Origin of the sequence: Amycolatopsis sp. NPDC102389 (assembly GCF_044765885.1) — a bacterium.
Lineage (GTDB): Bacteria > Actinomycetota > Actinomycetes > Mycobacteriales > Pseudonocardiaceae > Amycolatopsis.
Genome location: NZ_JBIWKX010000082.1, coordinates 1 through 12,999, shown reverse-complemented (window position 1 = coordinate 12,999; position 12,999 = coordinate 1). Strand labels below are relative to the sequence as shown.

Below are 12,999 nucleotides of genomic sequence, written 5' to 3'. Positions count from 1 at the left end.
CATCTCGCGCATGGAAACCATTTCCAGAAGCGCCCCGGAGAAGCCGGCCCGGCGGTTCAAGATCACCTCGATCGAGGTGCTCTGCGCGATCCTGCTGATCGCGATCCTCGGGCAGAGCTGGCTCCAGCAGGTGTTCGACGTGCCCGCGCTGCGGACCGGCTCGACCGTGTTCGTCGCCGTCTGCGTGCAGGCATTGCCGTTCCTGGTGCTCGGGGTGCTGATCAGCGGCGCGATCGCGGCGTTCGTGCCCGCGCGGGTGCTGGAGAAGGTGCTGCCGCGCCGGGCCGGTGCGGCCGTCGGCGTCGCGGGGCTGGCCGGGGTCGCCCTGCCGGGCTGTGAATGCGCGTCGGTGCCGGTCGCGCGGCGGCTGATCGGCCAGGGTGTCGCGCCCGCGGCCGCGTTGACCTTCCTGCTGGCCGCGCCCGCGGTGAACCCGGTGGTGCTGGTCGCCACGGCGGTGGCGTTCCCCGGTAACCCGGAGATGGTGTTCGCCCGGTTCGCTGGTTCGCTCGCCACGGCGATGGTGATGGGCTGGCTGTGGGCGAAATGGGGCAAGCTCGACTGGATCGCGGAGCGGGCTTTGCGGCGGCTTCCGGAGGTTCAGCACGGCTCGCGGTGGAAGACCTTCGCCGAGACCGCGCGGGCGGATCTGGTCGAGGCGGGCGGCTTCCTCGTGCTCGGCGCGATGATCGCCGCCGCGATGAACGTGCTGGTGCCCGCCAAATGGTTCGGCGTGCTGGGGGAGCAGGTCGTGCTCGGGGTGCTGGTGATGGCCGTGCTCGCCGTCGTGCTGGCCCTGTGCAGTGAGGCCGACGCCTTCGTCGCCGCCTCGCTGACCGCGATGCCGCTGCTGCCGAAACTGGTGTTCCTGGTGGTCGGGCCCGCGATCGACGTGAAGCTGTTCGCGCTGCAGACCGGCACCTTCGGCAAGTCCTTCGCGCTGCGGTTCGCGCCGGTGACGTTCGTCGTCGCGCTGTCCTGCGCCGTCGTTTCCGGCGTGCTGATCCTCGGCGGTGGCGCATGAAACGCGAGACCCAGAACATCCTGCTGATCCTGCTCGGCGGGGCCCTGCTCAAGATCACGATCAACGGCGACTACCTGCGCTACGTCAAACCCGCGCAGCAGCCGTGGATCATCGCGGGCGGCGCGGTGATGGTCGCGCTGGGCGTGGTCGCGATCGTCCGCGACCTGCTGGCCGCCCGTGCCGCCGCCGTCGTGTCCGGGGACGTGCACGCGCACGACCACAACACCCGGTCGGCCTGGCTGCTGATGGTGCCGGTGCTGGCGGTGTTCCTGGTCGCGCCGCCCGCGCTGGGCGCCGATTCGGTGACCCGCACCGAGGCCAGGGCGCCGCAGAGCGCTTCGGCGAGCAACGCGGCCGCGTTCCCGCCCCTGCCCGCCGGGGACGTGGTGCCGCTGGAGGTCAACGAGTTCGTCAGCCGGGCGGGCTGGGACAAGAGCGGGACCCTGAACGGGCGCGCGGTGCGGCTGTCCGGCTTCGTCGTGCAGAACGAGGGCAACACGATGCTGGCCAGGATGGTGATCGGCTGCTGTGCCGCCGACGCCTTCCCGATCACCGTGCGGCTGGTGGGCGGGGGCGTGTCGGGGTTCGCGAACGACACCTGGCTGGAGGTCACCGGGACGGTCGTGCCGGGGACCGCGGTGCGGGAGAACAGCTACATGCCGGACTTCACGCTCACCTCGGTGCGGCAGGTACCGGCGCCGAAGGACCCTTACGAGTACTGAGCGGATCCGCGTCGCCTCGTGAGTGGTAAGGGCGGTTCTATTGAGGGGCCGACCGCGCGGTGAATGTCCACAAAGGACACGCTTCGGGCGGCCAGTGTCCGGTTTGGGTAGTCTGCACGGTTCCGCGAGGGAGTCGTGAGTGGCAAAGAGGGCTCTAACCCTCATTCTCACTCACGACCCCGGCCAGGATCGTACATATAGACATGAACCGGACACCGCGCAGTCGGAAACTGTCCCTTGTGGACACTCAGTTGCGCTTGGACGTCAGCGGAGAGGGCCCACGCCACGTTTGACTTACCCCTGAAGAACCGTCCTTACCACTCACGAGGCCTTGAACAGTCAGTGGTTCGAGCAGGTCCCGACGATCTCCACGGTGTGGCTGATGTCGGAGAAGCCGTGCTCCGAAGCGATCTTCTCGGCCCACCGCTCCACGGCGGGCCCCTCGACCTCGACAGTGCTGCCGCAGAGCCGGCACACCAGGTGATGGTGGTGGTGCGACGAGCAACGCCGGTAGATGGCCTCGCCGGTGTCGGTGCGCAGCACGTCGATCTCGCCGGCCTCCGACAGCGACTGCAGCGTCCGGTACACCGTCGTGAGCCCGATGCCGTCACCGCGTTTGCGCAGCTCGTCGTGCAGTTCCTGGGCGGAACGGAAGTCGTCGATCTCCTTGAGGAGCTCGACCACGGCGGCCCGCTGTTTCGTCGACCGGCGTCCCGGCACCGGCGCGGAACTGTTGGCCGTCGTCGGACTCATGCTCACTTCCCCTCCTGAACGTGGGCTACGGCGTCCACCACGATATGCGCAAGGTGATCGTCGACCAGCCGGTACACCACCTCACGGCCGCGTCGCTCACCCTGTACGACACCCGCGGTCTTCAGCACCCGCAGGTGCTGGCTGATCAGCGGCTGCGCGACATCGAGCGTGTCCACCAGTTCGTGCACGCACCTGTCCGCGTTACGCAGCTGCAGGACGATGGCGATGCGCACGGGCGCGGCGAGCGCCCTGAGCAGGTCGCCGGCGTCCGCGAGGACGGCGGGTGAGGCTGACGTGGCGGGTTCGGCGGGGGGACGGGCCGCCGAATGCGGTCCGGGGTCTTCCGAGAGTCCCGGGGCGGCCGAGTCCGGGGTCACCGTAGCCATCGCCGCCTCCATGTCCATCATGATTTCCGAAGTCATTGCCAGTAACAGTCCAGCCCATCTTAGTGTTCCCGCCCCCGGCGGTCTGTTCGCCGACCGGGCGACCACCCGGCGGGCACGTTACTGCTCCATTCGGGTAACTTCGCGAAGAAATGACCATTCCACTTCGCATGTGGTCGCCAACGGTGCAAGGTTGTCGCGGAGCGTTTCGTCGCTTCTCGTACGCTGACGACCGCGCTCTGAGGGCCCGGAGAGGCAGTGGGGAGACATGACTCGTTTCGTGACGAAGCTGGCCGCCGCGACGGCGGCCGCCGCTTTGGTGTCGGTTCCGGGGCTCGCCTCGGCGCAGACGACGCAGGCCGTCGATGAGAAGACCGGCCCCGTGTCGTTCGCGAATGTGGCGTCGGTGCGCATCGGGAACCTGGGATCGCTGATCACCGAGACCCAGCGTTCGCCGCTGACGCCCGGCCAGTCGAAACTCTCCCCGGACCGCACCGTCGTCCCGCGTGACCCGGGCGAGCAGAACACCTTCGGCGACAAATGGGCCATCAACCTGGGCCGCTTCGGCGCCCAGAGCCCGTTCCCGCCCGGGATCGCCAGCCGCGACCACAACGTCCTCGCCGCGCTGCAGCAGACCACGGTCCCGACGGCGGTCGCGGAGAGCAACTACGCGCTGCTCGACAACGGGCGCGGAGGCGCGAAGCCCGCCGACAACACCGTGCTGGTGCTCGAAGGCGCGAAGAGTTCCGTCGACTGCTCGTCGCCGAGCAAGGCGACGTCGTCGACGAGCGTGGGCAAGATCTGGGTGCGGGACCAGAGTGGCGCGCTCAAGCCGTCCGGTGCTTCGGGCGTCGACGTCAAGGGGCTCAAGCTCGGCCCGCCGTCGCTCATCAAGAACGAGAGCATCGACAAGGAGGAGACCACCTCCGACCTGACCGTGTCCCGGGTGACCGCCTTCGACCAGCTCATCCGGCAGGACGGCTGGCGCAGCGGCGACGTGACCGCGGTCGCGGGCTGGAAGGTGGACATCGTCACGCACGTGCGCGACGACGCGGGCAAGGACCTGCGCGAGGCTCGCACGACGCTCGTGCTCGGCGGCGTGAGCTGCTCGATCCCGAAGAACTTCGTCGCGAAGCCCGCCGGCGGTACGGGGCCGGGCGCGGCGCCCGAGCAGCCCGCGGTGCCGGGGACGGTGCCCGCGGGCGGTATCCCGCCGCAGGCCGCCGACTCGACGCGGACCGTGGTCGGGCTGGGGCTGCTGGGTGGTGGCATCGTGATCGGCGCCGCGGCCATGCTGCTCCTCCGTCGTCGCAAGCCCGTTCCGGTGCGGGAGAAGTAGCGGTCCCGTGCGGCCATGGCTGGCGGGGCTGTCCGCCGTCGTCTCCGCGCTCGCCATCTCAGCGGGCGTGATCGTGCTGACCTGGATCCCGCCGGACCAGACGGTGTCGTTCGCGGAACCCGCGGTCGTGCCCGGTGAGGACGGTGCTCCCTTGGCACTGCCCGCCGACAGCTCGAAACGCGGGCAGCGGCCCGGCACCATCCGTCTGCCCGAAGGCGGATCGGCGAAACTCGTCCGCTCCGAGGTGAACTCCAACGGTGTCCTCCCGATCCCGCGCGGGCTCGGCGACGCGGCCTGGTGGGGTGCGCGGCTCGGCGCCGAAGCGGGTACGGCGCTGATCTCCGGGCACGTCAACTGGGGCGGCGCCAAAGGGCCGTTCGACGAGCTGTGGCGGATGCGCGAGGGCCAGGAAGTGGCCGTCAGCGACGCGGCGGGCGGCATCTGGGTCTACCGCGTCCGCGAGGTCGTCACCGTGCACAAGAACGACCTGCCCACGCAGGCCGCGAAGCTGTTCGCGCAGAGCGGGCCGCACCGGCTGGTGCTGGTCACCTGCGGCGGCGACTACCTCGGCGGGACGGACGGCTACCGGGACAACCGGGTGATCGTCGCGACGCCGGTTTCCGGGCCGCCCGCCTGACCTCCCGCATTTAGTCCTCTGAATGCGGTAGTTGCACGCGCAAGGACCGCATTCAGAGGACTAAATGCGGGAAAATCGGTGCAACCTCGCTCCGCTCGTGTCGCGTGTCTAGCGACACCGGCCGCTCCGGCGGCTCGACGCGAGCAAGGAGTAAATACCCGATGGTGGGACAGTTCGACGACAACGCGGCGAGCGAGGAGCAGCCGAAAAAGCGCTCCAGCCTGGGGTTGATCCTCATCGGCGCCGCTCTCTTCGTGGTGGCGGCCGTGGTCGCGGTGTTGGTTTTCACCGGAAAGAGCGATCCGGTCGTGGCCGCCGCGCAGGATCAGACGACCACGTCGGCGGTCCAGACGTCCGAGGTCCAGACTGACGCCGGACAGGCGCCGGGCACGGTCAGACTCCCCGGCGGCGGCACGGCGAAACTCATCCGCAAGGAACTGACGGCGGACGGGACCCTCCCCATCCCCGAGGGGCTCGACGAAGCCACCTGGTGGGGCGCGAAACTGGGCGCCGACCAGGGAGCCTCCCTGCTTTCCGGGCACGTGAACTGGAAGGGCAAGAAGGGCCCGTTCGACGAACTGTGGCGGCTCAAGACCGGCCAAGAGGTCAACGTCGTCGACACCGACGGCGGCAAGTGGGTGTACAAGATCGGCGAGATCGTCACCGTGCACAAGACGAAGCTGGCCGAACAGGCGGAGAAGCTGTTCGGGCCGGACGGGCCGCATCGGCTGGTGCTGGTCACCTGCGGTGGCGAGTACGTCGGCGGGACCGACGGTTACGAGGACAACCGCGTCGTCACCGCCTCGTTGGTCAGCAGGCCCTGAGCGGTCCGACCTCGCCGGAGGTCGCGCGGGGACGGGCGGTTAGTCTTGTCCTTCTAGCCCATACCCGTCCCCGCATGCTTCGGAGCGTGGAGTGCCCGCCAACACCATTGAGACCGTCGTCAGCCTGTGCAAGCGTCGAGGCTTCGTTTTCCCGTGTGGAGAGATCTACGGCGGTACCAAGTCGGCGTGGGACTACGGGCCCCTCGGTGTCGAACTCAAGGACAACATCAAGCGCCAGTGGTGGAAGACCGTCGTGCAGAGCCGCGACGACGTCGTCGGCCTCGACTCCTCGGTGATCCTGCCGCGCCAGGTCTGGGTCGCGTCGGGTCACCTCGACGTCTTCACCGACCCGTTGATCGAATGTCTCTCCTGCCACAAGCGGTTCCGTGCCGACCAGCTGGCCGAGGACTTCTCCGCCCGTTCGGGCAAGGAGGTGTCCGAGGACGACCTGTCCGAGGTGCCGTGCCCGAACTGCGGCACCCGCGGGCAGTACACCGCGCCGCGTGACTTCAACATGATGCTCAAGACCTACCTCGGCCCGGTCGAGTCCGAGGAAGGCGTGCACTACCTCCGCCCGGAGACCGCGCAGGGCATCTTCATCAACTTCCTCAACGTGCAGACCGCGGCGCGCAAGAAGCCGCCGTTCGGCATCGGTCAGATCGGCAAGTCGTTCCGGAACGAGATCACGCCGGGCAACTTCATCTTCCGCACGCGCGAGTTCGAGCAGATGGAGATGGAGTTCTTCGTCGAGCCGGGCGAGGACGAGACCTGGCACCAGTACTGGATCGACGCGCGCACCGAGTGGTACAAGGACCTCGGCATCAAGGCGGACAACCTCCGCCTGTACGAGCACCCGAAGGAAAAGCTCTCCCACTACTCGAAGCGCACCGTCGACATCGAGTACCGCTTCGCGTTCAACGCGGGCCAGGAATGGGGCGAGCTCGAAGGCATCGCGAACCGCACCGACTTCGACCTCACGACGCACTCGAACCACTCCGGTGTGGACCTGTCGTTCTTCGACCAGGCCACGAAGCAGCGGTTCCGCCCGTTCGTCATCGAGCCCGCGGCCGGTGTCGGCCGGTCGATGATGGCGTTCCTCGTCGACGCGTACCACGAGGAAGAGGTGCCGAACGCCAAGGGCAGCACCGACAAGCGCGCCGTGCTGAAGCTGGACTACCGGCTCGCGCCGTTCAAGGTCGCCGTGCTTCCGTTGTCCCGCAACGCCGATCTCACGCCGAAGGCGCGCGACGTCGCGGCGGCGCTGCGCAAGCACTGGAACGCCGACTTCGACGACGCCGGCGCGATCGGCCGCCGTTACCGGCGCCAGGACGAGATCGGGACGCCGTACTGCGTCACCGTCGACTTCGATTCGCTCAACGACCACGCGGTTACCGTGCGGGAGCGCGACACCATGGCGCAGGAGCGGGTCGCGATCGACAAGCTCGAGTCGTACCTGGCGGGTCGGCTGATCGGCGCCTGACAGCCGTTCCTAGCGCGTGAAGGCCCCCTTCCCTCTGCTCAGCCGAGGGAAGGGGGCCTTCACGCGTTTCGGGCAACCCCCACCCCTGACAACTGTCACCCTCAGGTCATGACGCGCGGCCCACGGCCGCGAAGCCCCCGCGCGACAAGCTCTACTCATGCGAGAACAAGACATCACCGCGGGGGCGGCGGTACGGCTTTCCGGGCTGCGTAAGCACTATGGCGACGTCCACGCCGTCGACGGCGTGGACCTGACGATCGCGCCGGGCGAGGTGGTCGCGCTCCTCGGCCCCAACGGCGCGGGCAAATCCACCACGGTCGACATGATCCTGGGCCTGAGCGTGCCCGACAACGGCACCGTGACCGTCTTCGGCCGCGAGCCGGGTGACGCGGTCGGCGACGGGATGATCGGCGCGATGCTGCAGGGCGGCGCGCTCGTCGAGGATCTCACGGTCGCCGAGACCGTCGGCATGGTCGCGGCACTGCATCGCAAGCCGATGCCCATGCGGGAGGCGTTGCGCCGCGCCGGGATCGAGGATCTCGCGAACCGGCGTTCCACCAAGCTTTCCGGCGGGCAGAAGCAGCGCGTGCGGTTCGCCGTCGCGCTGGTGAGCGATCCCGATCTGCTGATCCTCGACGAGCCGACCGCCGCGATGGACGTCGGCACGCGCCGCGAGTTCTGGAAGTCCATGTACGAGTACACGAACTCCGGTCGCACGGTCCTGTTCGCCACCCACTATCTGGAAGAGGCCGAAGAGTTCGCCGACCGTGTCGTGCTGATGCGGTCGGGGCGGATCGTCGCGGACGGTTCGGTCGCGCAGGTCCGTGCGCTGGCAGGGGGACGCACGATCCGCGCGGTGGTGCCCGCGGCGGCGGAACCGGTGATCGCGGACCTTCCCGCGATCACCGGTTTCGAACTCCGCGGCGGCCGCGCCGCGATCTCCAGCTCCGATTCCGACGCCACGCTGCGGGCGCTGCTGACCCGCGTGCCCGAAGCGCACGACATTGAGATCAGCGCCGTCGGCCTCGAAGGCGCGTTCCTTTCCCTGACCACCGAAGACACCGAAAGCACCGAGGAAGCCGTCCGATGAACCCGACCTATCTCAAGACCGAGATCGTCCGTACCTTCCGTTCCACCCGGTTCGTGCTCTTCGCCGTCGCCTTCCCGGTGCTGATGTTCCTGTTGCAGTCCAACGTCTTCAGCTCCGCGGACGTGAACATCTCCGGCGTGATCATGGTCAACATGATGGCCTTCGGCACCTTCTCCGCCGCGATGACCAGCGGCGCGAAACTGTCCCTCGAGCGGTACACCGGCTGGCAGCGCCAGCTGCGGCTGACCCCGCTGACCGGCGCCGGGTATCTCGGCGGCAAGGCGCTCTCGGCGATGCTCGTCGCGCTTCCGTCGTTGCTCGTCGTCCCCCTGATCGGCGTCCTGTTCCAAGACGTCCACCTCGACGCCGCCGGCTGGCTGCGGCTGGTGTTCGGCATCTGGCTCGGCGCGATCCCGCTGGTGCTGCTCGGCCTGCTGCTCGGCCAGTTCGGCACGCCGGAGTCGATGCAGCCGCTGAACATGATCGTCATGATGGGCATGGGTTTCCTGGGCGGGATGTGGATCCCCATCGACGCGATGCCGTCGTGGATGGCCGACATCGCCCAGGTGACGCCGACGTACTGGCTGATCCAGCTGGTCCGGCCGGTGGTCACCGACCATCTCACGGTGAGCCTCCCGGCCGCGCTCGGTGTGCTGGCGGCATGGACCGCCGTCATCGGGGTGCTGGTGATCAGGCGTTACCGTAAGGACAGTGCGCGGGTCTGAGAAAAGGGTGAACCGGTGAACGACTACCCGGGCAGGGTCAAGACGGGCTTGAACAGCCGTGAGAACTGGTGGGCGGAAATGCCGCCGCGGACCGGCAGCGGGCCCCAGCCGGCGAAGTGGGCAGTGCTGGGGCTCGCCTTCATCCTGCCGAGCTTCATTCCCACGGTGGTCGAGCTGACCACGGACGGGATCGCCGCCGACGAACTGGTGATCGCCGGTCTCCTGATCGTCTACGGGGCCTGCTACGTGCTGTTCCCGCTCGCTCTGCGGCCTTCCCGGCGGAAGACGACCTACGTCTTCTCGGTGCTGATGCTGCTCATCGGGCTCGCCCTGGTCTTCCTGCACGGCAACAACCCGTACATCCTGATCTACGCGACGGCGGTACTGGCCTTCGCGCTGCCGCCGGCGTGGGCGCTGATCCTGGACGGCGGCGCCCTGCTGCTGGTGCTGGGCGTCCACCTGATCGTCGGGAAGGACGACTTCGGCGATCTCGTGGCGGTCACCTCGATCACGGCGGCGATGTTCTTCATGGCGAGCCTGGTCCGCGCGGTGCGGAAACTGGAGGCGGCGAACCGGGAGATCGCGACGCTCGCGGTGGCGGGCGAACGCGAGCGCCTGGCGCGGGATCTGCACGACATCCTCGGCCACAGCCTCACCACCATCACGGTCAAGGCCGGGCTCGCCCGCCGGATACTGGAGAGCGGCAAGGACGATTCCCGCGCGTTGCAGGAGATCAGCGAGGTCGAGGGCCTGACCCGCAGTGCGCTCTCGGACATCCGCGCCACGGTTTCCGAATATCGCGAGGTGTCGCTGTCTGCGGAGGTCGCTGGGGCGAGGGCGGCGTTGCGGGCGGCCGAGATCGACGCGGATCTGCCGCACGCGGTGGACAACGTCGACCCCGCCCTGCAACGCACTTTCGGCTATGTGCTGCGGGAAGCGGTCACCAACGTGCTCCGGCATTCCGGGGCGAAGCACGTGAAGGTCCGGCTCGGCAAGACCTGGCTGGAAGTCGAGGACGACGGCGACGGGGGCGACGTGGTGGCGGGGAACGGCCTGCGCGGGCTCTCCGAACGGCTGGACGCGGTCGGCGGGACCTTGACCGCCACCACGCCACCTGCGGGAGGATGGCTCGTCCGGGCGGACGTACCCGAGTCCGCCCTGCGGAGCGGCGCGCGTGCGCCGCTCTCCGAACCCGCTGGAGGCTGCGCGTGATCCGGGTCCTGCTCGCCGACGACCAGGCGATGGTGCGCGGGGCCTTGGCCACCGTGCTCGGCCTCGAAAGCGACATCGAGGTGGTCGCCCAGGTCGGCTCGGGCGACGAAGTGCTTCAGCGGGCGAAGGAGACCGCCCCGGATGTCGCGCTGCTCGACGTCCAGATGCCGGGCAAGGACGGTCTCGAAGCCGCCGCCGAACTGCACGGCGCGCTGCCGATGTGCCGGATCATCATCTGCACCACCTTCGGGCGGCCCGGCTACCTGTCGCGGGCGATGGCGGCGGGAGCCGCGGGATTCGTGGTCAAGGACGCTCCGCCGGAGCAGCTCGTCGACGCCGTCCGGCGGGTCCACGGCGGGCTCCGGGTGGTCGATCCCGCACTAGCCGCCGAGTCGCTCGCCACCGGCGCGAGCCCGCTCACCGGACGTGAACACGACGTCCTCAAGGCCGCCAAGGACGGCAGCACGGTGGCCGACATCGCCCGCGCGCTGCATCTGTCCGAAGGCACCGTGCGCAACCATCTTTCGGCCGCGATGGGCAAGACCGGGGCGAGGACGCGGGCCGAGGCCGTGCGGCTCGCGGAAGAGCACGGCTGGCTCTGAGATCACCCCGCCGCTCTGCGAGAATCACCCGCGTGAGTACCGCCGAACGGACCAAACCCACCCGCGCGAACTGGGTGCGCCGGAGCCTGGCGGGGTTCCTGCTGGTCGTCGTCGCGCTGATCGGCGGAACGGCGTTCCGGGTCTGGCAGGTGGCTCGGGAGGACGTGCGCGACCGGGCCGACGTCATCGTGGTGCTCGGCGCGGCGCAGTACAACGGCAGGCCGTCGGAGATATTCCAGGCGCGGCTGGCCAAGGCGAAGACGCTGTACGACCAGGGCGTCGCCAAGGTGATCGTGACCGCGGGCGGCAAGAAGGCCGACGACAACTACACCGAGGCGCAAGCGGGCGCGCAGTGGCTGCGCAAACGGGGCGTGCCCGCGTCGGCGACGCTGCCGGTCGGTGAGGGCAGCGACACCCTGCGGAGCCTCCGCGCTGTCGCCGAGCAGGTGCAGCAGCGCGGCTGGAAGACCGCCGTGCTGGTCAGCGACCCGTGGCACTCGTTCCGCGCGCGGGTGATGGCCGACGACCTCGGGCTGGAGGCCTGGACGTCGCCCACCCATCGCGGCCCGATCGTGCAGGCCCGCGAGACGCAGGCGCGCTACATCGTCCGTGAGACCGGCGCGCTGCTGTATTACCGCCTCACCAGGTTCCCCGCCGAGGTCTGAACCCGATAAGTGTCGGTGATCGCGCTTAAGCTTGGCTGGTGAGCGACATCTACACCGAGGCCGACAGGGCGCGCCTGCTGCCCGAGCGGCCCAAGGGCGCGGCGCTGGAGGGCGCCCAGGACGGGCGAAGCGCCTTCGCCCGTGATCGCGCACGCGTGCTGCACTCGGCGGCCCTGCGGCGGCTGGCCGGCAAGACGCAGGTGGTCGGCCCGGGTGAAGGTGCCGAGGTCAGCGGCGTACCCCGCACCCGGCTGACGCATTCGCTGGAGGTCGCCCAGATCGGCAGGGGGATCGCGGACGAACTGGGCGCGGATCCGGATCTGGTGGACACCGCAGGCCTCGCGCACGACATCGGGCACCCGCCGTTCGGGCACAACGGCGAGCGCGCGCTGGACGAGGTCGCGCAGCCGTGCGGCGGTTTCGAGGGCAACGCGCAGACGTTGCGGATCCTGACCAGGCTGGAGCCCAAGGTCCTGCTCGAAGGCGGCGTCGTCGGCGGGCTGAACCTCACCCGCGCGTGCCTGGACGCCTCGACGAAATACCCGTGGCAACGTGAAGAAGGTAATCCGAAGTACGGCGTCTACGCCGACGACGCCGAGGTCTTCGCGTGGGTGCGGCAAGGAGCGCCGGACCGCCGCACCTGCCTGGAAGCGCAGATCATGGACTGGTCCGACGACGTCGCGTATTCCGTGCACGACGTCGAAGACGGGGTGCTGGCGGGCCGCATCTCGTTGCGGGTACTGGCCGACGCGGAGGAACGCGCGGCGGTGGCCGAGGCGGCGCGAAGGTTTTCGCACCAGTCCCAGTCCACTTTGGAAGGTGCGGCGAAGGAACTGCTCGACCTGCCCGTGGTCGCGGAACTCACCGAGCCGGGGCTCGACGGATCGCTCAAGGCGCAGGTCGCGCTGAAACGGCTGACGAGTGAGCTGGTCGGCCGGTTCGCGACGGCGGTGGTCGGCGCGACGAGGGAGGTGTACGGCGAGGGGCCGCTGAGCCGCTACGCCGCGAGGCTGGTCATCCCGGAACAGGTCGCGGCCGAGGTCGCGCTGTTCAAGGCGCTCGCGCTGCGGTACGTGATGAGCGACAGGCGGCGCCTCGCGATGCAGGACGGGCAACGTCAGACGCTCGCCGAACTGGTGGGCGCGCTGTGCCGCCGCGCGCCGGACGCGCTGGACGGCCTGTTCCTGCCCGCCTGGGAGGCCGCCGCGGACGACGCGGCCCGCCTGCGCGTGGTCGTCGACCAGGTGTCGTCGCTCACGGACGCGCAGGCTTACGCGTGGCACGCCTGGCACACCGGCCGCCACGGCTGAGCCGATCCTCGGTTCGGTGATCCTCTGGTCGCGCCGTGAAGGACCCCTTGAGGGACCCAGAGTCCCCCAAAGTTCCCCTCACCAGCATCCGGACACCACCGCGACCAAGGGTGCCGGAATGTGGTGGGTCAAGGGGGTGGGGGGGGGGGGGGGGGGGGGGGGGGGGCCCCCGCCCCCCCCCCCCCCCCCCCCCCCCCCGGCGGGGGGGGGGGGCGGGGCCGGCGCGGCGGCCC

At 69.4% G+C, this 12,999-nt stretch carries 14 protein-coding genes; 12 read left to right on the top strand and 2 right to left on the bottom strand.

Translation table 11 applies throughout. From position 1 onward, the window contains the following. Positions 1-10: 10 nt before the first annotated feature. Both ACIRGA_RS37500 and ACIRGA_RS37495 read left to right on the top strand, forming a co-directional pair. Positions 11-1,024: a permease gene (locus tag ACIRGA_RS37500; protein WP_400950965.1), complete on the top strand. Its 1,014-nt coding sequence runs from the start codon at positions 11-13 to the stop codon at positions 1,022-1,024. After that, positions 1,021-1,746 (top strand): TIGR03943 family putative permease subunit, encoded by a 726-nt coding sequence (locus ACIRGA_RS37495; protein ID WP_400950964.1) that lies wholly within the window; start codon positions 1,021-1,023, stop codon positions 1,744-1,746. Before ACIRGA_RS37500 ends, ACIRGA_RS37495 begins: the two co-directional genes overlap by 4 nt. Before the next feature lie 339 nt (positions 1,747-2,085). On the opposite strand, the gene ACIRGA_RS37490 is transcribed toward ACIRGA_RS37495, so the two are convergent. Next, positions 2,086-2,499, bottom strand: coding sequence for a Fur family transcriptional regulator (locus ACIRGA_RS37490; RefSeq protein WP_020629376.1), 414 nt, complete (start codon positions 2,497-2,499; stop codon positions 2,086-2,088). A gap of 2 nt (positions 2,500-2,501) precedes the next feature. Beyond that, positions 2,502-2,885 (bottom strand): ArsR/SmtB family transcription factor, encoded by a 384-nt coding sequence (locus tag ACIRGA_RS37485; RefSeq protein ID WP_400950963.1) that lies wholly within the window; start codon positions 2,883-2,885, stop codon positions 2,502-2,504. Between the two features lie 265 nt (positions 2,886-3,150). Here ACIRGA_RS37485 and ACIRGA_RS37480 point away from each other — a divergent pair, with 265 nt between their 5' ends. From ACIRGA_RS37480 to ACIRGA_RS37435, 10 genes are all read left to right on the top strand, one after another. Then, the gene (locus tag ACIRGA_RS37480) at positions 3,151-4,221 is read left to right on the top strand and encodes a hypothetical protein (RefSeq protein ID WP_400950961.1); all 1,071 of its coding nucleotides are present in this window, start codon (positions 3,151-3,153) and stop codon (positions 4,219-4,221) included. A gap of 7 nt (positions 4,222-4,228) precedes the next feature. Next, complete coding sequence (locus tag ACIRGA_RS37475) at positions 4,229-4,858, top strand: class F sortase (protein WP_400950958.1); 630 nt, start codon at positions 4,229-4,231, stop codon at positions 4,856-4,858. 161 nt (positions 4,859-5,019) lie between these two features. Further along, complete coding sequence (locus ACIRGA_RS37470; protein ID WP_400950956.1) at positions 5,020-5,682, top strand: class F sortase; 663 nt, start codon at positions 5,020-5,022, stop codon at positions 5,680-5,682. Between the two features lie 91 nt (positions 5,683-5,773). Further along, the gene (locus ACIRGA_RS37465) at positions 5,774-7,162 is read left to right on the top strand and encodes a glycine--tRNA ligase (RefSeq protein ID WP_400950953.1); all 1,389 of its coding nucleotides are present in this window, start codon (positions 5,774-5,776) and stop codon (positions 7,160-7,162) included. A gap of 157 nt (positions 7,163-7,319) precedes the next feature. Continuing rightward, positions 7,320-8,252, top strand: coding sequence for an ABC transporter ATP-binding protein (locus tag ACIRGA_RS37460; RefSeq protein WP_400950950.1), 933 nt, complete (start codon positions 7,320-7,322; stop codon positions 8,250-8,252). Beyond that, positions 8,249-8,977, top strand: coding sequence for an ABC transporter permease (locus ACIRGA_RS37455; protein ID WP_400950948.1), 729 nt, complete (start codon positions 8,249-8,251; stop codon positions 8,975-8,977). Before ACIRGA_RS37460 ends, ACIRGA_RS37455 begins: the two co-directional genes overlap by 4 nt. A gap of 15 nt (positions 8,978-8,992) precedes the next feature. After that, positions 8,993-10,189, top strand: a complete 1,197-nt coding sequence (locus tag ACIRGA_RS37450; protein ID WP_400950945.1) for a sensor histidine kinase — start codon at positions 8,993-8,995, stop codon at positions 10,187-10,189. Then, entirely contained in the window at positions 10,186-10,791 is a 606-nt protein-coding gene (locus tag ACIRGA_RS37445; protein ID WP_400950943.1) for a response regulator transcription factor, read from the top strand. The genes ACIRGA_RS37450 and ACIRGA_RS37445 overlap by 4 nt, the downstream gene beginning before the upstream one ends. A 32-nt stretch (positions 10,792-10,823) precedes the next feature. Continuing rightward, positions 10,824-11,456, top strand: a complete 633-nt coding sequence (locus ACIRGA_RS37440; RefSeq protein WP_400950940.1) for a YdcF family protein — start codon at positions 10,824-10,826, stop codon at positions 11,454-11,456. A gap of 38 nt (positions 11,457-11,494) precedes the next feature. Next, positions 11,495-12,766 (top strand): deoxyguanosinetriphosphate triphosphohydrolase, encoded by a 1,272-nt coding sequence (locus tag ACIRGA_RS37435; protein ID WP_400950938.1) that lies wholly within the window; start codon positions 11,495-11,497, stop codon positions 12,764-12,766. Positions 12,767-12,999 lie beyond the last annotated feature (233 nt).

Excerpts from the sequence above, each read along its gene's own strand:
- ACIRGA_RS37500 (WP_400950965.1), top strand. The coding sequence starts at position 11 with ATGGAAACCATTTCCAGAAGCGCCCCGGAGAAGCCGGCCCGGCGGTTC.
- ACIRGA_RS37495 (WP_400950964.1), top strand. The coding sequence starts at position 1,021 with ATGAAACGCGAGACCCAGAACATCCTGCTGATCCTGCTCGGCGGGGCC.
- ACIRGA_RS37490 (WP_020629376.1), bottom strand. The coding sequence starts at position 2,499 with ATGAGTCCGACGACGGCCAACAGTTCCGCGCCGGTGCCGGGACGCCGG.
- ACIRGA_RS37485 (WP_400950963.1), bottom strand. The coding sequence starts at position 2,885 with ATGGCTACGGTGACCCCGGACTCGGCCGCCCCGGGACTCTCGGAAGAC.
- ACIRGA_RS37480 (WP_400950961.1), top strand. The coding sequence starts at position 3,151 with ATGACTCGTTTCGTGACGAAGCTGGCCGCCGCGACGGCGGCCGCCGCT.
- ACIRGA_RS37470 (WP_400950956.1), top strand. The coding sequence starts at position 5,020 with ATGGTGGGACAGTTCGACGACAACGCGGCGAGCGAGGAGCAGCCGAAA.
- ACIRGA_RS37460 (WP_400950950.1), top strand. The coding sequence starts at position 7,320 with ATGCGAGAACAAGACATCACCGCGGGGGCGGCGGTACGGCTTTCCGGG.
- ACIRGA_RS37455 (WP_400950948.1), top strand. The coding sequence starts at position 8,249 with ATGAACCCGACCTATCTCAAGACCGAGATCGTCCGTACCTTCCGTTCC.